The 26,844-nt window shown below is 43.2% G+C and carries 23 protein-coding genes and 1 tRNA gene; 8 read left to right on the top strand and 16 right to left on the bottom strand.

All coding sequences use genetic code 11. The annotated features are described in order from the left end of the window. Positions 1–10: 10 nt before the first annotated feature. From FSB76_RS15370 to FSB76_RS15360, 3 genes are read right to left on the bottom strand one after another with little or no spacing between them, the layout of a single operon-like run. Positions 11–3,151 carry a SusC/RagA family TonB-linked outer membrane protein gene (locus tag FSB76_RS15370; RefSeq protein WP_147054779.1) on the bottom strand — a complete coding sequence of 1,047 codons (3,141 nt, stop codon included), beginning with the start codon at positions 3,149–3,151 and terminating at the stop codon, positions 11–13. A gap of 34 nt (positions 3,152–3,185) precedes the next feature. Beyond that, a complete protein-coding gene (locus tag FSB76_RS15365) occupies positions 3,186–4,094 on the bottom strand; it encodes a carbohydrate kinase family protein (protein ID WP_158642906.1) in 909 nt (302 codons plus the stop codon). 14 nt (positions 4,095–4,108) lie between these two features. Then, positions 4,109–5,434: a sugar porter family MFS transporter gene (locus FSB76_RS15360; protein ID WP_147054775.1), complete on the bottom strand. Its 1,326-nt coding sequence runs from the start codon at positions 5,432–5,434 to the stop codon at positions 4,109–4,111. A 343-nt stretch (positions 5,435–5,777) separates the two neighbouring features. Here FSB76_RS15360 and FSB76_RS15355 point away from each other — a divergent pair, with 343 nt between their 5' ends. Continuing rightward, entirely contained in the window at positions 5,778–8,543 is a 2,766-nt protein-coding gene (locus FSB76_RS15355) for a substrate-binding domain-containing protein (protein ID WP_225976521.1), read from the top strand. 57 nt (positions 8,544–8,600) lie between these two features. Beyond that, a complete protein-coding gene (locus FSB76_RS15350) occupies positions 8,601–8,810 on the top strand; it encodes a DUF2683 family protein (protein WP_147054773.1) in 210 nt (69 codons plus the stop codon). Positions 8,811–8,908: 98 nt separating this feature from the next. On the opposite strand, the gene FSB76_RS15345 is transcribed toward FSB76_RS15350, so the two are convergent. Then, positions 8,909–12,331 carry a ThuA domain-containing protein gene (locus FSB76_RS15345; RefSeq protein ID WP_147054771.1) on the bottom strand — a complete coding sequence of 1,141 codons (3,423 nt, stop codon included), beginning with the start codon at positions 12,329–12,331 and terminating at the stop codon, positions 8,909–8,911. Between the two features lie 641 nt (positions 12,332–12,972). After that, positions 12,973–13,084 (bottom strand) — tRNA-Asp (locus FSB76_RS31965). A gap of 151 nt (positions 13,085–13,235) precedes the next feature. Between FSB76_RS31965 and FSB76_RS15340 the strand changes: the two genes are divergently transcribed. Continuing rightward, positions 13,236–13,712, top strand: a complete 477-nt coding sequence (locus tag FSB76_RS15340) for an Lrp/AsnC ligand binding domain-containing protein (RefSeq protein WP_076373882.1) — start codon at positions 13,236–13,238, stop codon at positions 13,710–13,712. Between the two features lie 192 nt (positions 13,713–13,904). On the opposite strand, the gene FSB76_RS15335 is transcribed toward FSB76_RS15340, so the two are convergent. Beyond that, positions 13,905–14,621: a hypothetical protein gene (locus tag FSB76_RS15335; RefSeq protein ID WP_147054768.1), complete on the bottom strand. Its 717-nt coding sequence runs from the start codon at positions 14,619–14,621 to the stop codon at positions 13,905–13,907. Positions 14,622–14,677: 56 nt separating this feature from the next. On the opposite strand from FSB76_RS15335, the gene FSB76_RS15330 reads away from it, so the two are divergent. Together FSB76_RS15330 and FSB76_RS15325 are read left to right on the top strand one after the other, a co-directional pair. After that, the gene (locus FSB76_RS15330) at positions 14,678–15,388 is read left to right on the top strand and encodes an SAM-dependent methyltransferase (RefSeq protein ID WP_147054766.1); all 711 of its coding nucleotides are present in this window, start codon (positions 14,678–14,680) and stop codon (positions 15,386–15,388) included. Between the two features lie 3 nt (positions 15,389–15,391). Then, positions 15,392–16,993, top strand: a complete 1,602-nt coding sequence (locus FSB76_RS15325; protein WP_147054764.1) for an FAD-dependent oxidoreductase — start codon at positions 15,392–15,394, stop codon at positions 16,991–16,993. A 323-nt stretch (positions 16,994–17,316) separates the two neighbouring features. Here the strand turns inward: FSB76_RS15325 and FSB76_RS15320 are convergent, their stop codons facing one another. The 7 genes from FSB76_RS15320 to FSB76_RS15290 all read right to left on the bottom strand — a co-directional run bounded on the left by FSB76_RS15320 (position 17,317) and on the right by FSB76_RS15290 (position 21,395). Then, the gene (locus FSB76_RS15320; RefSeq protein ID WP_147054762.1) at positions 17,317–18,018 is read right to left on the bottom strand and encodes a LytR/AlgR family response regulator transcription factor; all 702 of its coding nucleotides are present in this window, start codon (positions 18,016–18,018) and stop codon (positions 17,317–17,319) included. 22 nt (positions 18,019–18,040) lie between these two features. Beyond that, positions 18,041–18,640 carry a tRNA-(ms[2]io[6]A)-hydroxylase gene (miaE, locus tag FSB76_RS15315; protein WP_225976520.1) on the bottom strand — a complete coding sequence of 200 codons (600 nt, stop codon included), beginning with the start codon at positions 18,638–18,640 and terminating at the stop codon, positions 18,041–18,043. A 38-nt stretch (positions 18,641–18,678) separates the two neighbouring features. Then, entirely contained in the window at positions 18,679–18,990 is a 312-nt protein-coding gene (locus FSB76_RS32970; RefSeq protein WP_158642905.1) for a type II toxin-antitoxin system RelE/ParE family toxin, read from the bottom strand. Continuing rightward, the gene (locus FSB76_RS15305) at positions 18,978–19,160 is read right to left on the bottom strand and encodes a hypothetical protein (RefSeq protein ID WP_090638363.1); all 183 of its coding nucleotides are present in this window, start codon (positions 19,158–19,160) and stop codon (positions 18,978–18,980) included. The genes FSB76_RS32970 and FSB76_RS15305 overlap by 13 nt, the downstream gene beginning before the upstream one ends. A 31-nt stretch (positions 19,161–19,191) precedes the next feature. Continuing rightward, positions 19,192–19,764, bottom strand: coding sequence for a nicotinate (nicotinamide) nucleotide adenylyltransferase (nadD, locus tag FSB76_RS15300; RefSeq protein WP_147054760.1), 573 nt, complete (start codon positions 19,762–19,764; stop codon positions 19,192–19,194). 95 nt (positions 19,765–19,859) lie between these two features. Further along, positions 19,860–20,441 (bottom strand): guanylate kinase, encoded by a 582-nt coding sequence (gmk, locus tag FSB76_RS15295; protein ID WP_147054758.1) that lies wholly within the window; start codon positions 20,439–20,441, stop codon positions 19,860–19,862. A gap of 90 nt (positions 20,442–20,531) precedes the next feature. Next, positions 20,532–21,395, bottom strand: coding sequence for a YicC/YloC family endoribonuclease (locus FSB76_RS15290; protein ID WP_147060990.1), 864 nt, complete (start codon positions 21,393–21,395; stop codon positions 20,532–20,534). Positions 21,396–21,601: 206 nt separating this feature from the next. On the opposite strand from FSB76_RS15290, the gene FSB76_RS15285 reads away from it, so the two are divergent. Continuing rightward, complete coding sequence (locus FSB76_RS15285; protein ID WP_147054756.1) at positions 21,602–22,378, top strand: hypothetical protein; 777 nt, start codon at positions 21,602–21,604, stop codon at positions 22,376–22,378. Positions 22,379–22,505: 127 nt separating this feature from the next. Here FSB76_RS15285 and rnc read toward each other — a convergent pair whose 3' ends face one another. The 3 genes from rnc to FSB76_RS15270 are packed head-to-tail and all read right to left on the bottom strand — an operon-like array spanning position 22,506 to position 24,751. Then, positions 22,506–23,231, bottom strand: a complete 726-nt coding sequence (gene rnc / locus FSB76_RS15280) for a ribonuclease III (RefSeq protein ID WP_147054753.1) — start codon at positions 23,229–23,231, stop codon at positions 22,506–22,508. A gap of 10 nt (positions 23,232–23,241) precedes the next feature. Beyond that, positions 23,242–24,495 carry a beta-ketoacyl-ACP synthase II gene (gene fabF / locus FSB76_RS15275; RefSeq protein ID WP_147054751.1) on the bottom strand — a complete coding sequence of 418 codons (1,254 nt, stop codon included), beginning with the start codon at positions 24,493–24,495 and terminating at the stop codon, positions 23,242–23,244. A gap of 19 nt (positions 24,496–24,514) precedes the next feature. Next, complete coding sequence (locus FSB76_RS15270; RefSeq protein WP_031266521.1) at positions 24,515–24,751, bottom strand: acyl carrier protein; 237 nt, start codon at positions 24,749–24,751, stop codon at positions 24,515–24,517. 153 nt (positions 24,752–24,904) lie between these two features. Here FSB76_RS15270 and FSB76_RS15265 point away from each other — a divergent pair, with 153 nt between their 5' ends. Both FSB76_RS15265 and pyk read left to right on the top strand, forming a co-directional pair. Further along, a complete protein-coding gene (locus FSB76_RS15265) occupies positions 24,905–25,324 on the top strand; it encodes an IPExxxVDY family protein (RefSeq protein WP_147054749.1) in 420 nt (139 codons plus the stop codon). 66 nt (positions 25,325–25,390) lie between these two features. Continuing rightward, the gene (gene pyk, locus FSB76_RS15260) at positions 25,391–26,827 is read left to right on the top strand and encodes a pyruvate kinase (protein ID WP_147054747.1); all 1,437 of its coding nucleotides are present in this window, start codon (positions 25,391–25,393) and stop codon (positions 26,825–26,827) included. Positions 26,828–26,844: the final 17 nt, after the last annotated feature.

The raw sequence follows: 26,844 nt of genomic DNA, 5'->3' as shown, positions 1-26,844 counted from the left end.
GTTTTTATTGTTAAAATGATGCGTTGATACCAAAACTGAAAACTTTAGGGATTGGAACCGGCCCCAGGTCAATCCTTTCAGGATCGGGGCTTAAGTAGCTTTTGCTTTTCAACGTAAACACGTTTTCGGCCATCGCGAATACCCTTAGCCTGGTAAATACAGCCTTAGGCACAATAGTGTATCCAATTTGAATATTGCGTAATTTAAAGTAAGAGGTGTTTACAATAAAGTAATCAGAAGTACGGCCTTCATTATTATTGTCTTTTAGTGTTAATGCCGGTACGTTGGTGTTGGTATGCGTGGGTGTCCATCCATTAAATACACCAGGGCCAACGTTTTCGCGGCTATGCATCAGGTTATTGTACAGGGTATATACATCAAACCCTTTCCTGCCGGCAACGCCTGATCCAAATAAAGACAAATCGAATTTTTTATAGGTCAGGTCGATTCTCGCACCGTACTCCAAAGCGGGTAGCGTAGTTCCTATCCAGGTTTGATCGTTGGCATCAATTTTTCCGTCGTGGTTTACATCAACATAACGGATTCTGCCCGGCCCGGCACCTATTTGTGTTGGGGCCGCATTCACTTCCGCCTGGGATTGGAAAAGGCCTGCGGTTTTATAGCCAAATATATCAAACTGCGAATGTCCTATAATGGTATTATCTATATTACCCGGATAGGCCGGTCTGACATTTTCAGGCAAATCGGTGATCTTGTCTCTAAAGTGAGAAAAGTTTAAAGTCACATTATAATTAAAATCGCCAGATTGCTGGCCATGATAGGTTACTAAAAACTCCCAGCCTTTATTGCTTTTTGAGGCACCGTTAACCGTTTTTGATTGCCCTTCGCCTAATGCCGATGCAACAGGAGGGGTAATCAAAATGCCGGTAGTTCTGCGGGTGAAGTAGTCAAATGAGCCAGAGATCTTATCATTAAGGATGGCAAAGTCAAGCCCGGCATTTAGCTCTTCGGTAGATTCCCATTTAAGGCCGGGGTTTGCAGCCTGGGTTTGTACGAAGCCCGAAGGTAACGAGCCTGTATTGGCACCAGAAAGCGAATAGGCTGTACCAACATTCATGTACTGCTCCCAAAAACCTGGAGTTAACTGATTTTGGGTGGTGCCGTACCGGGTATCATAAAGCGCAAAGCGCGATTGGTCGCCAATTTCCTGGTTACCTACACGGCCCACACCAGCCCTTAGTTTTAATTCCGAAAAAATGGTGTTGTTTTTCATGAAGCCTTCCTGGTCAATTTTCCAGCCGAGGGAAGCTGCCGGGAAAATACCATACTGGTTGTTTGAACCAAACCTTGATGAACCATCGCGGCGGATAGTAACCGAGGCTAAATATTTACCGGCGTAATTATAATCTAACCGCGAAAACTGCGAAAACAGGCTATTCCCGGTTGAGCGGCCGGTAACAATGGTATTGCCTGTACCGGCATCTAAAGTAAAATAATCTTCAGTTTGTATGGCGTATCCTTGTTTAAGGGTGGTCTGGAAATCGGTAAAGGTTTTAATATACTCGGTACCAACCAATAATTTAAAGTGGTTGTTGGTTGTTAAATCATAGTTATACCGCAAGGTGTTTGAAAAAGTAGTGCTCAGGTAATGATTCTGATCAAAAAACAAGCTATTGGTTGTACGGGCCAGGGCACCCTCCTGGAAAGTTGGCGTTATCACCTTGCTCAGGTAATTTGCATTATCGGCACCAAAGTTCGATTTGAAATACAGGTTTTTAATGGGCTGTATTTCTAAAAAAACGTTACCAAAGGTATTTACACGGTTAGCGTTGTTCCACTTGGCCAGGTCCTGCATATGCAAGGGGTTATTCCTGTCAGAGTATCCCGCACCAGATTCACCGGCGTAAGTAACGCCATCTTTTTGATATACCGGGATAGTAGGTGCCAGCGTTACCGCCAAAAAGGTAGTTGCCGCTCCACCCAAATCTGTGGTAGTTAGCGTTTCATTGGAGTTGGTTATTTTTAAGTTTACCCCAAAGGTAGCTTTGTTATCAAAGGCACGTACCACCCCGTTAATGCTACCCGTTGTACGGTTGTATTTGGTAAACCTTACAAGGCCGGTGTTTTTGATGTTGCCAAAGTTAATTTCAAGCGATGCGTTCTTGTTACCAACCGACGCTGTGAAATCGTTGTTATAAACCATGGCTGTTTTATACAGTACGCTTTGCCAGTCGGTATTGCCGGCCGGGGTATTAGGGTCGCCGCCTACAAATTGTTTGGGGGTGACACTATTTAAAACCGGGTTGTTATAATCACCATTCCAGTTAAAGGTATATATGTCGCCATAACCTGCAGCCGGATCCTGGCCATCGTTTACAGAGGCCTGCCATAGCGCCTTGCCCCTATCTGTCGAATTCAGCATCTTAAAACGCAGTGATTTTTCGGACTGAACGGATGTACTGTTATTAAACTGAAACTGTACTTTGCCCTGCGTATTGCCGCCGTTTTTAGTGGTTACAATGATAACGCCATTGGATGCCCGCGAGCCGTAAATTGATTCGGCCGAGGCATCTTTTAGCACCTGTACCGATGCAATGTTGGAGGGTGACAGGTTTTGAAACACTTCGGGCCGGGTGGTCGGTATACCATCGATAACATATAAAGGGTTGTTGTTGCCCAATGTATTTGCACCCCTGATCAGGATCCTGCTGGTTGAGCCGTTGGCCGATCCATCTTTTTCGATATACAAACCGGCAACCCTGCCCTGCAAAGCCTGCATGGTATTGCCCGAACTGTTGTTTTTTACCGGGGCCAAATCCACAACCGCTACCGCGCCTGTCAGGTCTTTTTTCCTTTCGGATGTGTAACCGGTTACTACAACTTCATTTAAGGTGGTGGCGGCATCTTTAAATACCACATCAAGCACTTTGGTATCGGCGGCAACTGTTAATAGTATGGGCTTGGTGCCTACATACGAGAACCGAATAGATTGGCCGGTTGTTGCCGTGATGCTGAACTTTCCGCTGGCATCTGACAAAGTTGATTTTTGGGTTTCAACAACCACAATGGTAACGCCATCCATCGGTTTTGATGCGTTGTCCAGCACGGTCCCGGTAATAACGCGGGATTGCGCGTATCCCTTACTTATGAGCAGTATAAGCAGGGAACAAATAAGTAATAATTTTCTCATTGGTTGGTTTTTAAGTTTATCAGGTATGGTTTATTTAAAATAGTTGGTTTTTAAAATCTTGATATTCTGCGATGTTATAATCGGGGCAACCTCCTTTCTTTGTTGCAATAAAGCCACCCATCGCTATTGCGTTTTTTAATAAGGTTTCCGGCGGTACGCCGTTATAATGGTTGGCAATAAACGCGGCCAAAAATGAATCGCCGCTGCCAATAGTATCTGTAACTTTTACCTCGCGGCCGGCAACATGATATGCCTTATCCTGCTTGTAGTACGATGCTCCAAACTCACCTTTGGTAACCACGATCTCGGGAATGTTAAAATGGTCTTGTATAAACCTGATCTGTTCCGATTCTTTCCAGAATGATCCACGGAATAATCCCTGCACCATTTCCAGTTCGGCCTGGTTAAATTTTACAATATCTGCTTTGCGCAAAAGTTCTTCCAACAAGTCGCGGCTAAAAAAAGGCGGGCGCAGGTTAATGTCAAATACTTTAATCGCATCACCGTCCAATAATTCAAGCAGGGTATTACGCGATACGTTGTTACGTGAGGCCAGGCTGCCATACACCAGGTACGTTGATGGCTGCAACTGGCTGATAATATGCTCGCTATCGTTAATAAAATCCCAGGCCACCGGGAAAACAATCTCGTACGACACCTCGTTGCCATTGTTCATTTTAGCAATTACCTGGCTGGTTGGGTGCTCCGTATCGGTTTGTAGTAAATGTTTGGGTATTCCCCAGCCGTCCATCAAGTTTTCCAGCTTGTGGCCGTTTGCATCGTTGCCTATTTTACTTACCAGGCTGGTGGGCATGCCCAGTTTATTCAGGTGATACGCCACATTAAGCAATGCGCCGCCGGGCTGCGGGCCATCGGGCAATACATCCCATAGGATTTCGCCGTAGCAAATGGCCGGGGTTGTTATGTTTGTTTGCGGGGTCATCGTCATTTCAATTATTAATGCATTACCATATTAGTTTCTATCTGCTCCAATGAACGGCCTTTGGTTTCGGGCATAAACTTCCAGACGAAGATGAGCTGGCATACCATCATCACACAGAAAAAGGAAAAGGTAACCGCCCCGCCCAATGACTCGGCCAGGTAGGGAAAACAAAAAGCGATGATTGCAGCCATTACCCAATGAGTAGAACTGCCAAGTGTTTGTCCTTTGGCGCGTACCTGGTTGGGAAAAATTTCGGAGATAAAAACCCAGATTACCGCCCCCTGCGAAAAGGCGAAAAAGGCGATGAACATCATCATATAAACAGGGATTGCAAACCCGCTCATGTGCCCCGAGTAAAAGGTGAACGCCACCATAAATAGCGATGCTATTAGCCCGAATGAGCCAACCAGCATTAATGTGCGGCGCCCCACCTTATCAATAATATTGATGCCCAACAGGGTGAATATGAAATTGATTAGCCCTATACCAACCGTGGATAGCAGCGAAGAATGCGCGCCAAGCCCGGCCATTTCAAAAATGCGGGGCGCGTAGTATATGATAGCATTGATGCCCGATACCTGGTTAAAAAAGGCAAAGAGCACCGCCAATATTACAGGAGTTTTATATTGGCCCGAGAAAAGATTGCCGCTTGAAACAGTGTCATGAAGGGTAGAATTTTTGATAGCAGCCAGTTCCTGCTCGCAATTGAGCGGATTGATTACACTCAATATTTCCAATGCCCTGCCTGTTTCGCCTTTTTTGAGGATGAGCCAGCGGGGGCTTTCGGGTATAAAATAAATGAGCGCTAAAAACAGAGCTGAAGGGAAGGCCTGCACGCCCAGCATCCAACGCCATGAAGCTTCGCCGCCCTGGCTAATGAGGTAGTTGGATAGGTACGAGATAAGGATGCCCAGTACTACATTGAACTGAAACAAGCCAACCAAACGCCCCCGCCTATCCGCAGGCGAAACTTCTGAAATATAAATAGGAGCTGTTACCGATGATATGCCTACACCCAGGCCACCCAATAACCTGAACACCAAAAACAGGTACCAGTTATCGGCGAGCGCGGTACCTAATGACGATAGCAGGTAAGCTGCAGCTACAAAGTATAACGTGTTTTTTCTTCCGAAGATATCTGATGGCCTTGCACCGAACAATGAACCAATTACAGTACCGATAAGCGCGATAGATATAGTAAGCCCATGCTCCATTACAGACAGGTGCCAGAAGTGCTGAATAGATTTTTCGGCGCCCGATATCACAGCGGTGTCAAACCCGAAAAGGAAGCCACCAAGGGCCACCACCATGGACCAGGCCAGGACGGAATGTTTTCTCATAATAATTATAAAAGGTGTTAATTGGATTTACGGTTGCAAAGTAGGGCGATATGCAAAGCGGCAGTTATTGATTTTATTCCAAAACAGTACAAAAATTAAAATGGAGTTAATTTATTGATTATCAATGCAATAAAATTTATCTTTAATTCTGTACCATCCGGATGTTTGATTTTGATACACGGTATTTCCAGTTTTGATACATTATGATACAAGGGATAGCCTGCGACAGGGGGTTGTTATTTGTATTGTAAAAACATTTATCGATACTTTTGTATACATCCTCCCCAAAAAGAATTGTATTAACCAATAAAACCGTGCTTAAACGTTTACTTAATATTTTTTAATGGCTTTGCTTCATCAATTGCGCAACCTGTTATTGCCAACCATATGCATACTCATGGTGCTTACCGGCTGTAAAAAAGCCGACAAAACATCGCAGTATACAATAGGCTTTTCGCAATGTGTAGGCTCCGACTTGTGGCGGCGCAACATGCTGGACGAAATGAAAATGGAGCTTTCGTTACATCCCGATGCCCGTTTCATTTATGCCGATGCCGATAACAGCAGCAAAAAACAAATTGAACAGGTAAAGCAAATGCTGAATGAAGGCATCGACCTGCTCATCATATCGCCAAACGAAGCACAGCCTTTAACGGGTATAGTTGAGCAAACCTATAATAAAGGCATCCCGGTAATTGTAATTGACCGTAAAACATCATCAGACCTTTATACAGCCTATGTGGGCGCCGATAATTACCAGATTGGTAAAATGGCCGGCGAATATATTGGTAGCAATTTAAAAGGCACAGGCAACATTGTAGAGGTAATGGGCTTGCCCGGCTCTTCGCCTGCAATTGAAAGGCACAGAGGTTTCAGTGATGCCCTGGCTAAATTTAATAATATCCATATTAAAGCCCAGGTATATGGCGATTGGCTGAAAGACCATGCCCAAAAACAACTTTACCAGGTACAACCCGAATTAAAAACAGCCGATGCCCTGTTTGCCCATAACGATGTTATGGCAGGTGCATCCAGGGAGGTGTTAAACAACCTGCATTTAAACCACCACGTTAAAGTGTTAGGGGTCGATGCTATGCCCGGCGCCGGCGGCGGCCTGCAAATGGTAGCGTCAAAAACTATTGATGCCAGTTTGGTATACCCCACCGGCGGCAAAGAAGCCATTACCACCGCGTTCAGGATCCTAAACAAAGAGGCTTTTGCCAAAGAAAACATCCTGCAGTCGTTGGTTATCGATTCAACCAACGTGCAGCTCATGAAAATGCAGTGGAACAAAATTAACAGCCAGCAAAAGGATATTGAAAGGCAGCAATCGTTACTGGAAGAGCAGCGGCAGGTTTACAACAGCCAGCAGTTAGTTTTAAATATTATTGTAATAACCCTGGTATTGGCCATTGTTTTTGGTGGGCTTGCCTTTTACTGGCTGATGGAGAACCGAAAGATTAACAAAAGTCTTGAAGTAAAAAACAACGAAATTTTGTTGCAGCGTAACCAGCTGATAGAAATGTCGGCCAGGGCCGAAGTAGCCACCGAAGCCAAGCTGAACTTTTTCACCAATATCTCGCACGAGTTCCGTACGCCCTTAACGCTCATTCTATCGCCGGTTGAGGATATGATGAAAAACGAGAAGCTGAATATTATAGGCGGCAAAAATTTAAAGCTAATCCATAAAAATACGTTCAGGCTGTTAAGGCTGGTTAACCAACTGATAGACTACCGCAAAATTGAATACGATAAACAGCAAATTAATGCGGCGCCAAACAACCTGGTAGCTTTTGTTACCGACATCATGGATAGCTTTCAGCACAATGCCCGCAAACGGAACATCAGCCTGAGCTTAACATCGGCAGAGAAGAATATAAATGTTTGGTTTGATGCCAATATGCTTGATAAAGTTTTCTTTAACTTATTATCCAATTCCCTTAAGTTTATTAAGGATAATGGCCGCATCCAGGTAACCTTTACCCTAAACACCGACCATGTTGAAATTGCCGTCCAGGACAACGGCATTGGCATGGAGCCGGAAGAAGCCGAACATATTTTCGACCAGTTTTACCAGGCCGACAACGGTAATGCGAAGGGCTCGGGCCTGGGGCTGTCCTTATCCAAGGAGATTGTTTTGCTGCATCATGGTAGTATTAAGGTAAGCAGTAAAAAATGGCATGGAACAATTTTTACCATTACACTGCCACTGGGCAACCCTTACAATTATAGTACCGGTCAGCATGGCAAGCCAGTTAGCACGGCTGCCATTGACGAGCGCTCGCGCATTTATACTACCGACCTTGAACAAGACGAAATAAAAACCGATGCGACCGGCCTTGGCAGCCCTAAAGAGCAATCCGTCCTGATAATTGAAGATAATACCGATTTGCTGGGCTACCTTGCCGATAAACTGGGTGCCGATTACGAAGTGTTCACAGCAGATAATGGATTACAGGGTTTGGCGGAAGCGTTTGAAAAAGTTCCCGACCTTATTATATCAGATGTGGTACTGCCAGGCATGTCGGGCAAAGCAATCACCGAAAGCCTTAAAACAGATATCCGGACATCGCACATTCCCGTTATTTTACTTACGGCGCAGGCCAGCGTTGAGCAGCAAATTGACGGCATTGGCAGCATGGCCGATGTATATATGGTAAAACCCTTCAATTACGATCAGCTATTGGCAACAGTAAAAAACCTGATCAAAAACAGGGTAATACTTAAAGAACATTTTACAAGCGATGTAAGCCACGGCAAAATACCTGCATCAAAATCGCTCGATAAAAAATTCCTCAACGATTTTGCAGGTATTGTTGAGCAAAACCTGGCCAACGAAAACTTTAATGTAGATGATATCTGCAAAACTATCGGCATATCGCGGGTGCAGCTGTACCGCAAAGTAAAAGCGCTGTTAGGCTGTAGCATTACCGATTATATTTTAACCCGAAGGTTAAAAAAAGCCCGGTACCTGCTCACACACGAAGGCTATTCCATCTCCGAGATAACCTACATGGTAGGCTTTGCCAGCCCCAATTATTTTTCAACCGTATTTAAGGCGCAGTACAATTGTACTCCAAGCGAGTTTAAAAGGAAGCAGGCTTTATGAGTTGAAAATGGGAATATGCGCTTTAGATAAAAGGTTGATATCGGTATATTTGTCTATATGGAAAGCATTCTTATACATCCTGAAAGTGCAGAGCAACTGAAAACAGTTAAAGCTGTATTGAAAGCATTGAAGGTGCAGTTTGAATCAAGCACTGTTACATTCCCTCCCCATGTTTCAGAAAGTATCAGCCGCGGAATGCAACAATACGAAGCCGGAAAAAGTATTACACTGGAAGAATTTACTCAAAAACACTTATCGGAACAATGACCTCCATCTCCGACAGCGATAAAAACAAGAAATCCCGGCAAGTTTAACTACCGGGATTTCTTGTTTAAAGTCAACCTCTCAAAAGTTGTCGCGGGCTTTTATTTCGCGCTAAATATCAAGCCTGTAACACCGGCCGTCAGGGCGCCCGGTTTTACCGGTTTATAAATAAAGAACAGCTTGTGCATTTTACCATCGGTTACCGGGGTAACCGCTACATGCGCCATGCCTCCTTTTTGGTCTTTTGCAGGCGTTGGCATGCCGCCTTTGCCAATCAGTTTACCATCCGGCGCATCAGCATGAAGTTCAAAATTGAAACCATACGTTGGCGCAGCCTGCCAGAAAGTTGTGAGGTTTACTGATTTTACACCGGTAAGGTCAATATCATCAACCTCAAACCAACCTTCACCCGGCGGAATGATCATCAAATTCATGCCGTTATACTTAAACCCGGTGAAACCGCTTGTTTTTTCGGCGCCTGTGAACAGGTAGTTGCTGCTGTTTAATGTAGCTACGCCGGTACCGGTTAAGGCTTTAATGGCATCGGTGCCATCGTCGGTATACTTAGCTGTTAATACCAAAGTGGCCGATGGTGTTTTGCCCGGATCGGGCATAATAGTGCCTGTTGGCGGCAAGGATTTTTTCTGACTATCCTTTCCTAACGACATTACCCAACCGATAATCTGCTCCAGATCGCCTTTTTTAATACTTGGGTGGGCCGACATGGCGGTTTCGCCCCAAACGCCCGCGCCGCCTTTAATAACCTTCTGGCTTAGCTTATTCATGGCATCAGGGTCTTTCTGGTACTTGTTGCTTACGTCAATAAACGCAGGGCCTATTGATTTACCAACCTCTTTATGACAGCTTTTGCAATCCATGCTCAGCATAAGTGTTTTACCCATATTCTCGGGGGCTGTTTGCTCCAACTGAGATGCTTCAACAGGCTTTTTATAGCCATCAATATAATCAACGTTAACTATAATACGCTTTGCATCAACCTTACCGGTTGCCGCGCCGTCGGTAACGGTAACCGCATAAGTAAGGGGAACACCCGGCAGGTAAAACGATTTATTGCCACCGGTTAATTTCACCGAAACAACGGGCTGCTCATTACCTGCATAAACATTAACGGGGCTGCCTTTGCTTGCAGCGCCTTCTGCGTCTTTGGCTTCAACACTTATTTTATAATCTCCTGTTTTGGTGTAAGTATAGCTAAGTTGCGGGGCATCGGTTTCTTTAGTGGTACCGTCGCCCATTTTCCAGCTATAGGTTATTTTGTCGCCTTCGGGGTCTTTGGCCTGGGCAGTTAATTTTACTGTGAAAGGCAACAGTCCTGTTGTTTTATCAACCTTTACACTGCTTATTACTGGTGGCCTGTTCCCTTTAATATAATCTATCCGGAATAAGCCTGCATCGGGGTTATGCGTAAACCAACCGCTGCCATATTCCAGGCCATACAGCCTGCCATCGGGTCCAACCTCCATATCAATCATCGAATTTGATTTAAGACCAGGAAAAAATGGCTCCATTTTATCAAAATCACCTTCGGGGGTTAGGCTCACGGCTTTAATCCAGCCGCGCATCCATTCGTAAGCTAAAAACTTGCCGTTGTAATAATCGGGCAAACGGGTTTCGGCAGGGTACATATCGGTATAATAAACCGGGCCTGCCATGGCGTTACGGCCACCTGTACCAACCTGAGGAAAATCGGGCGACGGGCCGTAAGGATACCAGATAAATGCCGGTTGCGCCGGCGGCAAATCTGTTAAGCCTGTATTATTACGTGAATTATTTACCGGGTGCTTAGGGTCAAATGCAGGGCCCGATTTGCCTGTGGCGTAATCATAAATATGATATGGTTTGTTATCGCCCACAAAATACGGCCAGCCAAAGTTACCTGCATGGCGTGCCTGGTTTACTTCATCGTACCCCATTGGCCCACGGGTGTCCAGGCTATCGTTATGTGCATCCGGGCCAACTTCACCCCAGTATAAATTGCCATTTTTTTGATCTACAGAGATCCTGTACGGGTTCCTGTCGCCCATTACATAAATTTCGGGGCGGGTTTTTGGCGTGCCTTTAGGAAAAAGGTTGCCTTCGGGGATATCGTAAGTACCATCGTCCTTAATTTTGATACGCATAATTTTACCGCGCAAATCGTTGGTATTCCCTGCCGACCGGCGGGCATCAAACTGTAAGTGACCGGACCTGTCGTCTAAAGGCGCATATCCACTGGTTACATATTTTTGCCCTTTTTCATCAAACGGGGTTGAGTTATCACCTGCCGAGAAGAACAGAATTTTATCCGGCCCTGGCCCAAAGGCTATTGAACCACCGGTGTGGCAGCAAATTTCGCGCTGAGCTTTTACTTCAAGAATTACTTTCTCTGTCTTTTTATCCAGCGTATCATTCTTAAACGTAAAGCGCGACAGGCGGTTAACCGAGCTATCGGCAGGGCTGTAGTAAATGTACACCCAGTTGTTGTTTGCAAAGTCGGGGTCTTTCGCCAGGCCAAGCATCCCTTCTTCGGCATTTACGCCCGGGGTGTGTAGTGTTTTCCAGTATACATCAAAAAAGCCTACCTGTTTCACTTTTTGGGTAGCATGGTCATAACGCATAATCTCGCCCCGGCGTTGTATCACCAGGATATCCAGGTTGGGCAGTACGGTCATTTCGGTTGGCTCAAAAAATTCACCGGTCGAAAGTTGGGTTTTAACAAACCTGTCTTCTTCCGGTGGTGTTTGGGTTTTAGCTTTTGTGTAGTCCAGCTCTTTATTTTCGCCAATGGCATATTTAATACCGGCGGTCAGCATTTTAAGGTAATTATCGTCCTTATAAGTTTCGTCGGTATGGCCCATGGCGGTATAAAAGGCGCGGCCCCCGTCAAAATCATGGTACCAGGTGGCAGGGTGCAGCCCCATACGTTTACCACCTTTGTAGGTACTTTCGTCAAGGGTAATTAAAACATGTACGTCGGCTGCCAAAGCCTTTTTAAAGCTGTAAAACTCATCGGTACGTTTCCATACTTTGGGCAGATGCCTGGTGGCATCGTTGTCGGCGTCAACTACGTTGTAGGTGCCTGGCTGCACGTTCGGGTTTTTATCGTGAATGCCTGGGTGGTCATAAAACCAATCGCCCATCAGGCGGCCGTACCATCCCCAATCATACTCGGTGTCGGCTGCGGCATGGATGCCCACGTAGCCCCCACCAGCCTGTATATAGCGTTCAAAAGCTGCTTCCTGGCGATAATCAAGCACATCGCCGGTGGTGCTCAAAAATATAACTGTTGCGTATTTTTTAAGGGTTGTATCATTAAACATTGCGGAGTTTTTGGTGGTATCTACATCAAATCCGTTTTGCTCCCCCAGTTTTTGAATTGCGGCTATCCCTGCATCTATGGATGCATGGTGAAAGCCCATGGTTTTTGAAAATATAAGCACGCGCGGTTTACCGGGCCTGGTTTTGTTACATGACAAGTAAATGCAGCTTAGGGCTACAAGAACAAACAGGGCGATTTTTTTCATATCGACTATTATGAATTTTGGGTTAAACTGGTGTTTAGAACTTGGTTTTAGGAGCTATTGTGACAAAATGATACAATCTATTGGCACTTATCAAATTTATAATTAAATATCGATGTGTCAATACCTATTGTGTAACAATGACACAATATTTGTCAGAATCAGAATTTACAGAATTCCCGAATTTACAGAATCCAAAATTCTGAATATTTAAAAATTCTGTAAATCCTGATTCTGACGATTAAGCGTTATGGATTGCAGCGTATACCGGTCAATGTCATTAAGCTAAGGAAAACAAAAGGACAAATAATATCGAATACTGAATTTCGAATGCCCAACATCGAAGTTTTTTCTTCATTATTCGATATTGGACATTCGGTGTTCGATATTAAAAACTCCTTTAATCCAAACAACCGAAGAAAAAACCATTAGAAACAGCAAAGCCCCTGATGGGCAGGGGCCTTTACTAACCAATTATAAACCTAAATTATGAGAAGAGCTGTAGGAGAAGGGGTCGAACCTTCACGGAGTGGTTATTTTTATTGCTAAAAGTTTCCCAATTTCTCCGCCACCGCGACAAGGAGGTGTGTCTGCCAAAAATTTCACCATCCTACATTATATAAATCCCGTCTTTCATGGATTTGCTGTTGGGGAAGGATTCGAACCTCCACAGAGTAGTTAGCCCGCTTCGGGTTTTCTATGATCTCCGCCACCGGGACAAGGAGGTGTGTCTGCCAAAAATTTCACCACCCAACATTGTTTTTCTTTAAAAGAACGCTCAGCATTTGTCACTTGCTTGATACAAATTTAAGAGACCTATCAATTCCTTGCAAATATTTCAACAAAAATATTTTATTTTTATTCAAATTTTAATTAAACTTGTATTTCAATATAGATATTCAAATTTATGTCCCACAGAAAAGCTCAAAATTTAGAAATTGATAATCTCGATATACAGATTTTATCAATATTAATGAAAAATGCTACCACGCCATACACCGAGATAGCTAAAGAGTTAATAGTTTCTGGCGGAACCATACACGTGCGGATGAAAAAGTTGGAGGAGATGGGTGTAATTAAGGGTGCCAGTCTGGAGGTAGATCCGCAAAAGTTAGGGTATGATATTACCGCTTTTTTGGGTATTTACCTGGAAAAGGGATCGCAATATAACGAGGCTGTAAAACAATTAAAAACTATAAAAGAGATAGTTGAGTTGCATTATACTACCGGCGAGTGGAGTATTTTTGCCAAAATTGTATGCCACGATACCACCCACCTGCGCGAGGTTTTAAACGAGCAGATACAGGGTGTAAAAGGCATTCAACGTACCGAAACCTTCATTTCGCTTGAAGAAAGCATAAGGAGGCAGATTACCTTAGAATAACCATTACCAAACGATTCGCGATTTTTTTAAGAGAGGCTGTTATGCCGGGTTCAGGCCCGGGATAACGGTCTTTTTTATGGAATTGATTGTCTGAACCGGAATTTTTCGAATTAAAGAATTAACAGAACTTAATTACAAGCCATACTTCGGAAATTCTGTTAATTCAAAAAATTCGTTGAATTCCGGTTCAGATTACGCCGCATTCGATATATATTTCACCAAGCTTCTTTTTGCCACGGGTAATAAAGTCTGCTCCAACGGAAAAGTAATATCGCTGTGCACATAATATACCGCCGGGTTGGGCATAAATTTATTGCGGTTGATGAGTTTTAGCTTCATGGCCTCGGGGGTGTTTGCGATGCTGTATTCGTAATTTTCAAGAAAATTAATGTTAATACCACGGTATTTATCATCCTTTCCCTCAAAAATGGTAATCTGGTATTCGTAAATGAAACCGGTACGTTCTTTACCGTTACGTAACGAGAAATAGCCATGATATGGCATCAGCGGCATAATACCTATCGGGTTGATATTAAGGTGGCTCTCTACAAAGTCATAAATTTCCTTACCTATTTGTATAGCTGGGTTCATCTGGGCCATAGCATAGGCGATGATCTGCTCTATCTCCTGCATACTTTGGTCGTCCTGGATAATTTTTTGGTAGGTGAGCTTAACGGCATCAATATCGGCCTGGGTAAGGCGTTGCGGAAAGGCCTGCTGCATGAGCGATTTATTTTTCTTAAAATCTACCAGGTTATTGTAATGGAATATCAAATCGGCAAGGTTGGGATATAGCCTGCTTTTATCAAAATGGCGGTTAATTTCCTGCAGGTAATTTAGCAGTACATACTTTTTGTGTTCAAAATCAATATATCCTTCAATAAACCAGTTAACGCCCAGTGGTTTCATATTTTTCAGGCTCCTTTCAATAGCTTAAATTAAACAAAAAACACCAACTTTGCAATATGCCCTATGGAACCCTTTATTTAATACCCGTGCCCCTGGCCGAAGAAGCGGCCGCAAAATCATTTACCCCCTATCTGGTTGATACTATTAACAGTATTAAGGAATATATTGTTGAAAATGAGAAAACCGCCCGCAAGTTTTTAAAAGAAGCCGGTTTAAAAACTCCGCAAAGCGAACTTACCATACACGATTATAGCAAACATAACCGCGACATGGGCAAAGCCGATTTTTTTAAAGGCTTACAAGCCGGTAACGATGTTGGCCTGATGAGCGAAGCCGGCTGCCCCGGCATAGCCGACCCGGGTGCCGAAATTGTAGATAAAGCCCACCGCATGGGTATTAAAGTAGTGCCCTTAGTTGGGCCAAGCTCTATTTTATTAGCACTGATGGCTTCTGGCTTTAACGGCCAAAGTTTTACCTTTAATGGTTACCTGCCTATTGATAAGCTACTGCGAAGTAAAAAAATAAAAGAGCTGGAAGGCCTGGCAACCCGGCTTGACCAAACACAGATTTTTATTGAAACACCTTTCCGCAACAACTCTTTATTGGAAGAGGTGCTAAAAACAGCATCACCAAAAACAAAGCTTTGTATAGCTACAGATCTGACTGCTACTACCGAATTTGTGCAAACCAAAACCGTTATGGACTGGCAAAAGAAAGTGCCCGAACTACATAAACGCCCAACTATATTTTTACTCTTCCACGGATAAAGCATGCAGATTACGCAGCAACATACCCAGGTGTTGATAGTAGGCGCCGGTCCATCGGGATTGATGATGGCCGCCCAGCTATTGCGTTATGGGGTGCAGCCCGTAATTATTGATAGTAAGCAGGGGCCTACCGATAAATCGAAAGCGTTGGCTGTACAGGCCCGTTCGATGGAGATTTTCAGGCAGATGGGCGTTATTGAACGGGTAATTGCCGCCAGCAAAGCAGTTGCCGGGGCAGTTATTAACCAGGAGGGTCTCGAAGTAGCTTCCTTAGCCCTTGATGGCATTGGCGATGGGCAAACTGCCTTCCCCTACATTTACATGTATCAGCAAAGCAAAACCGAGCGCCTGCTGCTTGATTATTTAACGCTTAACTGCTGCCCGGTTTATTGGAACACTACTTTACTAAGTGCGGAGCAGGATGCCTCAAAAGCGACGCTATTGTTGCAAACCGGCACCGATACACAAACCCTTACCTGCGATTGGTTGATAGCCGCAGATGGCGCACGCAGCCCCATCCGCAAACAATTACAACTAACTTTTAACGGCGACACTTACCAACACCAGTTTTATGTAGCCGATGTTAAAATAGAGGATATTTTGGGCGATAAAGTGAGCCTCTACCTATCAAAAAAAGGTTTCGCAGCTTTTTTCCTGATGCCCGAGGAGCATTATTGCCGTATTGTGGGCAACCTGCCCAATGAGTTTGACAACCGCGAAGGGTTGCAAATGGACGATGTAATACCTTACCTGGATACCATAACCAAGGCTGGCATTAAAATAGCGCACACCAACTGGTTTGCTACCTATAAACTACACCACCGCATGGCGGGCAAATTCAGGGAGCAGCGTTGCTTTTTAATAGGCGATGCCGCGCACATTCACTCGCCGGTTGGCGGGCAGGGTATGAATACCGGTTTGCAGGATGCCTATAATCTGGCCTGGAAATTGGCAGGTGTTGTTAATAATCAATTAAAAGAATCCATTTTAGATAGTTATGCAGCCGAACGTATGCCCGTAGCGCGGGAACTGCTAAACACTACCGACCGGATTTTTAAAATGATCCTGTCGCGCAATTGGTTTGTCGGGCTATTTAAAAAATGGCTGTTGCCGGTATTGCTAAAAAGGGCATGGGGCAAGCCCGCATCACGGCAAACGTTTTTTAAGCGGGTATCGCAAACCGGTATCAGCTACCGTGATAGCCAGATTAGCCTGAACCTGAGCCATGCTAACCAAATTAAAGCAGGCGACAGATTACCCTACCTCAAAGTTTTCGACGAGAAGAAACAACAGGAAACCGACCTGCACGAATGGTGCAGCAAACCTGGCTTTACCATCATAGCGCTTGGCAAGCTTCAGGAAATTGACCTTTTTACCCTTGCCAAGTGGATAACCCAGAAATACCCTGCAAACCTCAACTTTTTTTACCTGCCCCCATCAGCCAAAAACCAGCTGGTATTTGATATTTTCGAGATTAAAGGCAATCAAAAAAAAGCCATCATCGTACGCCCCGATATGCACATCGGTTTTTTAAATGATGTGGTGGATATAGATATGATGGATAATTATTTGCAAAATGTGGTGGGGTTTGTGAGTGGGCAGTAAGCGGTTTTCAGTGGGCAGTTTGCACTAATTGGAACACCAAAAAAAAACCTGTCAATCCTGCCCCATCCTAAAAACGGCGAAGCCCTCTTGAGCACCTTTGAACATAAGCTATATGCGAAAAATCCTGTTAAAAGAAAGCGCCTGTGTATCCTAAACACAGACGCCTTATCGAAACTATTATGAAAAAAGGGTATGTTAACCCCAACTTTGCCCTGCAAACGCCGCTGGGATAACGATGTAAAGATGCGGCAGAATAAGCCATCAACCAACCGTGTATCGGCGAACAGGCATTTTGTATAGATGAATAAATAAAAACGGTGTTATTAACGCGACTTCATCCAGTTTCTGACAAAATCAAGATAGCTTTCGCTCACGGGCAATTCGATGTCGGTGAGTTTAACCTTGCGGTTCTGGATCGACCGGATCTTGTTCACCGGTACAATATAACTCCGGTGGATGCGCTGAAATTTATCTGCGGGCAGCTTTTCCAGTACTTTTTTTAATGGCATCAGCGTAAGCACCGTTTTGGCATTGGTAACATGAATTTTTATATAATCTTCCATGCTTTCAATATATTCAATGGTATTTAAATCAACCTTTACCATCCGGTATTCCGAGTATACATAAAGGCTTTCTTCGGCCTGTTCCGCGGCGGGCCTGGTTTTGTATTGGTGATAATCAACCGCTTTTTCAACTGCCTTTTCAAAGCGTTTAAAGTCGATAGGTTTCAGGATATAATCAATCGCCTCCAGTTCGAAGCCTTCAAACGCGAAGTTCTTATAAGCGGTGGTAAATATCACCATGGGTTTAACTTTTAGGGCGCGCACCAGGTCAATCCCCGTAATATCGGGCATATTGATGTCGATAAAAAGCAGGTCGATTGGCGTATTTTTTAAAAATTCAGCACCCGAAATGGCATCCTCAAAAGTATTCAGCAACTGCAAAAACGGGAAACGGGCAACATACCCGGCAATAAGTTTTAATGCCAGGGGTTCGTCGTCAATTGCGATACATTTAAGCAGCATAGTTTTTACTTATAAAAATGAATTAACCGTGTATAGTCTCGCTTTTCCCGTAGTTCTGGATCACTTTAGCTTCGTAAGCCAAAAACTCTTTCCAGCGCATTTCTACATCTATTTCCACGGCATATTTTTTGGCCAGCCGTATAAACATCGAATAATGTGTAGCCTCGCTTATCATCAGTTCATGGTAAAATCCGGATAGTTCGATATCGTTAATATTTTCTGACAGTACTTTAAAGCGTTCGCAGCTGCGTGCTTCAATCATCGCCGAAAACAATAAGCGGTCTATCAGCTGCGCTTCGCGGCCGCCACCTATGATAATAAACTTGCGCAGTTCGTTTACATAATTGTCTTTACGCTCGCGGCCCATTAAAAAACCACGTGCTACAATAATGTCATGTACCCGTTTAAAGTGGTCCATTTCTTCCTGTACCAACAGGGCCATTTCCTGCACCAAGTCGGATAGGTTGGGGTTTTGTACAATGAGGGTAATAGCATTACTGGCGGCCTTCTGTTCGCAAAAAGCATGGTCGGTCAGCAATTCTTCAATATTGCTTTCCGCCACATTTTTAACCCAAAGCGGATCGGTAGGTAGCTGTAATTTAAGTATGGTTTTCTCGCTCACAAAAGCAAATATAGTGGAAGTAGGTGAAAGGTTAAAGGTTATTCTTCTGGCCCGAATGCCGGATTGTTAGCTATTAATCGGGAATGATGGTGGATGGAAAGAATATAGATTTTTTCGGAAGATGCCACCTTATAAATTATCCTGTAATTCTGAAAAATCAGCTCTCTGTAATTCGGATCTTCCAATTCGGGAACAACCCGGCCAATTAATGGGTGTAAAATTAATCTGTTTATGGTGCCCTCAATTTTTATTCTTTCCAGCCGCGCATATTTTATAGAATCGCGTTTTATGTAATCTATAATGTCTTTTAAGTCTAATCGGGCTGTTTTGGATAGTATTATTTTAACCACAGATCCATCTCTTTTTTCATGTCCTCCCAGTCTATTCCCTCGCCATCCTCAATTTCTTTCTCGCCATTTTCAATTTTCTGCAATAAGATGACTTTATCTACCAGATCATCAACCGAAAAGGTTTCTGGCATGTGATCTATCAATTCCTTTACTTTATCTTTAGTAAGCATATCTCGATCTCCTTTTTATAAATATACAACTTTACTTATACAAACTCTTACTCTCAATAAATTTCAAAACAGGATCGGGCACAAAATACTGTACGTTCTTTTTCTCGGCGATGGATTTGCGGATGAAGGTTGCCGATAACTCCATCTGCGGTGTCATGGTGATGGTTACGGAAGGATGGTCGGCCAGTTCGGCGTTTTCGTAGCCGGGGCGGGGATACACGTAAATGCGGTAATCGCGCAGGATAAGCTTATAATTCTTCCACTTATGCAGGGTACCAAGGTTATCTGAGCCCATAATGAGGGCAAACTCATGCTCGGGGTATTTTTCTTTTAAATGAGCAAGGGTGTCTATCGTATAAGAGGGTTGAGGCAGCCTCAGTTCCACGTCGCTTACAGTAATGTTAGTGGCGTTATCAGTAGCCAGGCGGGCCATCTCCAACCTGTCGTAGGTATTAATCAGGTCGCCATATTTTTTGAGCGGATTTTGGGGCGATACTACCAGCCAAACCTTGTCCAAAGTAGTATGGTTGGCCATGTAGTTGGCAATAATAAGGTGTCCTATATGTATTGGATTAAATGAACCAAACAGTAAGCCTATTTTCATTTCAGTGGTGCCCCCTAACCCCCTAAAGGGGGAATAAATTAAAGTTTTGTTATTAATCTGTAAGCCCTGGCCAAATTGAATTTAGCACTCCCCCTTTAGGGGGCCGGGGGGCTAATAAAGTTCCTCACCAATCCTTCTGCTTCTTTGCAAGCCGTTTCAAGATCGTAATTTTTAAGGATAATATCAAACTGGGGAGCGTATTTTAGTTCTTTTTCGGCTTTGGCAAAGCGTTCTTTCAATTTTTCTTCGCTATCGGTACCCCGGCCGGTTAAACGCTCAATTAAAACCTCTAATGATGGAGGCTGAACAAAGATAGCCAACGCCTGCCCATCGTATTTACGTTTCAGGTGAAGGCCACCTTCCACGTCGATATCAAAAATCACCGTTTTACCTTTTGCCCAGATGCGCTCAATTTCGGCGCGCAAGGTGCCGTAAAATGTACCGGTGTAAACTTCTTCAAATTCAACAAACTGTTTTTTGGCAATACGGTGTGTAAATTCGGCCAGGCTAATAAAGTAATAATCCTTGCCGTCCTGCTCATCGCCCCGGGCCTGCCGGGTAGTTGCCGAAATGGAAAACTCCAGCTCGGGAATTATACTCAGCAGGTGGTGTACTATTGTAGTTTTACCAGCACCCGATGGTGCCGAAAATATGATGAGTTTACCGTTTTGGCTCATTGGTTCATTAGTTCATTAGTTCATTAGTGATTGGTGGCGCATAGTCACCAGCTTACTACCAATGAACTAATGAACCAATGACCCAATGAACTATAATACGTTTAACAGTTGTTCTTTAATTTTTTCCAATTCTTCCTTCATGCCTACTACCAGCTTTTGGATATTGGCATCGTTGGCTTTTGAGCCAAGGGTATTTATTTCCCTGCCTATCTCCTGCGAAATAAAGCCCAGCTTTTTGCCATTGGCATCAGCATTTTTAAGGGTTTCGATAAAATACTCGCAGTGAGTTTTAAGGCGGATCTTTTCTTCGGTGATATCCAGCTTATCTATGTAATAAATAAGCTCCTGCTCAAAACGGTTTTGGTCAATGGCTTCACGATTGGTGGCTTCGGCCAGGAAAGTATTCAGCCTTTCGCGAATCAGCGGTACCCGTTTAGGGTCTTCCAGTTCAACCAGTTCAAGGTTTTTAAGGATGATACCAATGCGGTATTTTACATCATTCTCCAACACATTGCCTTCATCAGCCCTGAATTGCTGAAAAGCGGCCATGGCCTGCTGAAAGGTTTTTTCAACCTGTTTCCACTCATCTTCAGATACGGTTTCCTCATCGTATTTAACAACTTCGGGCAAGCCCAGGGCAAGTTGCATCAGGTTGGCGGCGGGCTCGTTAAGCTCAACGCTTACATCCTTAAGTTGCTGATAATAGTGCTTAAGCAATACTTTATCAATACCGGCTGCTTTTACAGAGGCGTTAACCTGCTCTACATTGATAGATAAGTTTACCTTACCACGCTCAATCAGTTTACTGCAATCGTTACGCAGCTGAAATTCCTTTTCAGAGAAAATTTTAGGCAAACGAAGCGAAAGTTCAAGAAATTTACTGTTCAGGGATTTAATTTCAACGGTGTATTTAGTATTACCCGAATCAAAACTGGCAATTCCATACCCTGTCATGGATTTTATCATGTGCAAAGATAGGGTTTTAGCGGGAAAGTCTAAAGTCATGAGTTTTAAGTCTTAAGTTTTGTAAAAACCCGGGGTTAACTATCTGTTAATGACTTTGAACTTATGGCTTAAGGCGGCGAATTTCAACTACCTTTAACACTTTTTCACACTTGGTGTAAAATACTCTGTATATATTTACGTTCTTATTTGTACTAATGCGCATTCGTTTTACCCTGCAGTTACTCGTTTGCTTTTGCTTTGTTTTAAATGCATCAGCACAGGAATTTACCCTAAAAGGGGTGATATCCAAAAAAAGCACGCCCGAACGTGTTGGTCAGGTAATGATCAAAAACTTAAGAACCAATGTTACACTCATGAGCGATGACCTTGGTTGGTTTACAGTTAAAGTTTCGGTTGGCGACACATTGCTGTTTTCGAAAGAAAAATTCACACCGCAAAAAATAGAAGTACTGAACAACAGCGATATGCCTGTTTACCTGCAGCCCCAGATTGTATTGGCCGAAGTAAAAATTACCGGCCAAACCAAGCGCCAGGAGGTTAATGAAATTATGGGCGATTACCGCAAACAGGGTACTTTTTACGCTGGCAAGCCCCCTGTAACATCGTTTATTACCAACCCTCTAACAGGCATTTATGAGCTTTTTGGCCAAACACCAAACAGGGCTAAGCGCTTTGCCCAATTCTCAAAAGGCGAGATTGAACAGGCCGAAGTAAACCGGCGGTATAATATCAATTTTGTAAAACAGGTTACCAAAGTGCAGTCAGATGCAGAGGCGCAACGCTTCATGAATTATTATACGCCAACCTTCGACGAATTGAAAGGCTGGAATGATTACGACCTGATAAGTCACATCCAAAAATCGTACGATTACTACAAAAACAGCGGGGAAAAAGAGAAGCTGGAATTGCTGAATTCGCCAACGTTTATCAAATCCGATTCTACCAGGCTATCAAAGCCGGGGCAACACTAAAGAAAGATGTAGTGTTAAGTCAATAGTATTAAGTCGGAAGTCTAAAGTTAATTTTTTCTTTTTCGACTTAGAACTTAAGACTTTGGGCTAAAGACAATCTGTCAATTTCGTTGACACTACAGTATTGTTAAATGCCCAGCGTTTCGCAGGCTTTTTCGGCGGCAAGCTTCTCGGCATTCTTTTTACTGAACTCTTTGCCCGAGCCTGTTATTTCGCCATCAACCAGGGCCTGTACAGTAAATAGTTTGGTGTTTTCACCTTCCTGGTTCGTTACCAGTTCAAAAGTAATATCGCGGCCATGGCGCTGGCACCACTCAATTAATTTACTCTTAAAGTTGGTTTCGGTTTGCTCCAGTTTATGAATATCTATATGCGATTTGATGATGTGGTTTATCAAAAAGCTTTTGGTAAAATCATATCCCTTATCCAAATAAACGGCGCCAATGAGTGCTTCAAAGGCATCGCCAAGTAATGAGCCCTGCCTGCTGGAGTTTAGCATACGGCTATCGTACTCAATTAATTTATCAAAACCAAGTTTGCGGCCAAGGGCATTCAGATTATTACGGCTCACAATTTTTGATCGCAGCTCGGTTAAAAACCCTTCATCCTCATAAGGGTACAGTTTAAAAAGCACTTCGGCCACTACGCTGCCTAAAACGGCATCGCCGAGGAACTCCAATCGCTCGTTACTGTTTTTTACCCCTTTTTTTACGTTTTGGGCAACAGACTTATGCCTGAATGCCAAACGGTATAAAGACAAATTGCCCGGCACGAAACCGAGCAAATTATTTAAAACCTTAACATATTTTCTATTGGGCGATATATAAAGCTTGTATAACCGGCTGATAGGCATTAAACCACAATTAATCTACGTATTTCTTGAATATCACAGAAGCATTATGGCCGCCGAAACCAAATCCATTGCTTTGCACTATATTAATATCCCTTTTTTGAGCAGTGTTAAAGGTGAAATTAATTTTAGGATCAAACGATGGATCATCGGTAAAATGGTTAATAGTAGGGGGTATTATACCATTCTGTAAAGCCAATATAGAGGCAATAGCTTCAACCGCGCCGGCAGCACCTAAAAGGTGACCAGTCATTGATTTGGTTGAGCTGATATTTATACGGTAAATATCATCGCCAAAAACATCCTGTATCGCTTTAATTTCCTGCGGATCGCCTATTGGGGTGGATGTTCCGTGAACATTCACATAGTCAATATCTGCAGGGGTTAAGTTTGCGTCTTCCAGTGCCGACCGCATTACCAGTGCCGCGCCAAGCCCATCCGGGTGTGGTGCTGTCATGTGGTAAGCATCAGCGCTCATTCCGCCACCCATCATTTCGGCATAAATTTTAGCGCCGCGGGCCTTTGCATGCTCCAGCTCTTCTAAAATTATGGTACCAGCTCCTTCACCTGCAACAAAACCATCCCTGTCCAAATCAAACGGACGTGATGCCGTTGCCGGATCATCGTTACGGGTTGATAATGCGTGCATGGCGTTAAAACCGCCGATACCAGCTTCGTTAATGATTGCTTCAGAACCACCGCTTATGAACATATTAGCTTTACCCAAACGGATATAGTTAAAAGAATCGATAAGCGAATTGTTTGATGAAGCACAGGCAGAAACTGTTGAAAAGTTTGGACCGCGCAAACCATATTTGATCGAGATATGGCCGGGGGCTATATCCGCTATCATCTTAGGAATAAAAAATGGGTTAAAACGTGGGGTGCCATCGCCCTTGGCAAAGTTTACAACTTCATCCAAAAACGTTTTTAAACCGCCAATGCCCGATCCCCAGATAACACCTATACGGCTGGTATCCAGTTTCGAGAAATCTAAACCCGCGTCTTTCACTGCCTCTTCTGTTGAAAAAAGCGCGTATTGAACAAACGGATCTAATTTACGGGCATCTTTACGACCCAAAAAACCATCCGCATCAAAGCCCTTTACTTCACATGCGAACTTAGTTTTGAAATGTGTGGTATCAAAACTTTTAATAAAGGCAGCGCCACTTACCCCATTGATTAAACCATTCCAATATTCAGAAACGGTATTACCAATTGGAGTAAGTGCTCCAAGCCCGGTTACTACAACTCTTTTGAACTCCATTTAATCCAGTTAGGGAGTCTTATTTAACGTTTTTTTCAAGGTAAGCAACAGCCTGACCTACAGTACCGATAGTTTCAGCCTGATCGTCAGGAATAGCCACGTTAAATTCTTTTTCAAACTCCATGATTAATTCCACGGTGTCTAACGAGTCGGCACCAAGGTCGTTGGTGAAACTCGCTTCTGGTGTAACTTCACTTTCGTCAACACCCAGTTTTTCTACGATAATAGCTTTTACTCTTGAAGCGATATCAGACATAGTCTTTATAGTTTAATGATTAATAAAAATTCAGTGCAAAGAAAAATAAATTCTGTCAATAATCAAATCTAAAACTTTTACAATATAATTCGATAACAAAATTTTATTGAAGCGGTTTGGATTTGTATTTTTGATGCGGTAAAAGTAATGATTTTGAACAGGAAATTTTTAAAGTTTGAGATCGATTTTGATTTTGTGCTTATTGCGGTAACTTCTTCGTTAAAAGATTACCGTGTATGTTATCTTATCAACAAATTTTTAAATTTTAATTTTATTAAAACTGAAGATCTGTCTGTTGATATTTACCCCGGAAGCGAACCCGTTTTGTTCTCCAAATACCATTATAACTGGGAAACCACCGAAACCGATTTTTATTTTATTGGCAATAAAGGCTCTGAGGGCTATTTAGTGCCCGAAATGAAGAGTGCCGATTATTTTTTAATGGTGCGTAATTATATTGATGATACCGACCTTGATAACCTGATATCAACCCTAAATAAAATACCCGAAATTGTTGCCGCAGTAAAGATTGATCCGAAAAAAATAAAATCACGGGAAAATCTGTTATTTTAGCGCAAAATTTTAAAAGTGTTGGTATCACACCTAATGTGAATACAAAGCCAGTTTAACCCGATTAATATGAAATTATACTATAACCGTACTAAGATTGTTGCCACCATGGGCCCGGCATCAGCTAAAAAAGAAGTTTTATTAGCGATGATAAAGGCTGGTGTAAACGTTTGCCGTCTTAACTTTTCGCATGGACGCCCCGAAGATCATAAAGGAGTTATTGATACTATCAGGGAAATTAATGCAGAATACAAAACCAATGTTGGCATCCTTGCCGATTTGCAAGGCCCTAAAATTCGTATTGGTTTAGTAAAAGATGGCGGTATCCACTTAGTAAACGGTACCCAAATAAAAATTACCACACAGGAATGTATTGGTAACGACGAGCAGATTTATATCACTTACGATACCTTCCCACAGGATGTACAGGCCGGTGAAATTATTTTACTGGACGATGGTAAACTACAGTTAAGGGTAATTGAAACAAACAGGGTTGATACCGTAATGTGCGAAGTAGTGCATGGTGGTATATTAACATCGCGTAAAGGTGTTAACCTGCCCAACACCAAAGTATCTATCCCCAGCTTAACCGAAGAGGATTTGATTAACCTGCAATTTGCATTAAAATATGATGTAGAGTGGATTGGTTTATCATTTGTACGTACCGGCCAGGACATCATCGAACTTAAAGAAATTATTGCCAAAAGCGGCAAGGCTGCCAAGGTTATTGCTAAAGTTGAAAAGCCAGAGGCTATTGATAATATAGACGAAATTATTGCAGCTACCGATGGTGTAATGGTTGCCCGTGGCGATTTGGGTGTTGAAATGCCTTTGGAAGAAGTACCGTTGCTGCAAAAAATGATTGCCCGCAAATGCCGCGCGGCTTCAAAACCGGTAATTGTGGCTACCCAGATGCTGGAATCAATGATAACCACCCCGCGCCCAACCCGCGCCGAGGTTAATGACGTAGCCAACTCTGTACTGGATGGTGCCGATGCAGTAATGCTAAGCGGCGAAACATCTGTTGGCGAGTTCCCGGTTATTGTTATTGAAACCATGGCCAAAATTGTACGCAATGTAGAAGAACTGGGCTATCCTTATAATACATCAAAACAAGAAAAAGTTGACGCAACTGCTGCAAATTACCTGAGCAACGCGCTTTGTGAGTCGGCAGTTCACCTGGCACAGCGCACCGATGCGGTAGGTATTGTATCCATGACTACTTCTGGTTATACCGCTTTTGAAATATCAAGCCACAGGCCTAAGGCAAGTACCTATATATTTACATCAAACAAGCAATTGCTTAACGCGCTTAGCCTGGTTTGGGGCGTACGTTCGTTTTATTACGATAAGCTTGAAAGTACAGATGATACCATCAGCGATGTAAACAACATACTTAAAAGTGCAGAACTTATTAAAGCTGGCGATGTAGTTATTAACACAGCAGCCGTGCCAATTATTAAACAAGGCAAAACCAATATGCTTAAAGTAAGCGTTATTGAATAACAATAAAGTTTAATATT

This window comes from Mucilaginibacter ginsenosidivorax, assembly GCF_007971525.1.
GTDB classification, from domain to species: domain Bacteria; phylum Bacteroidota; class Bacteroidia; order Sphingobacteriales; family Sphingobacteriaceae; genus Mucilaginibacter; species Mucilaginibacter ginsenosidivorax.
This window is presented reverse-complemented; position numbering and strand designations above follow the sequence as displayed.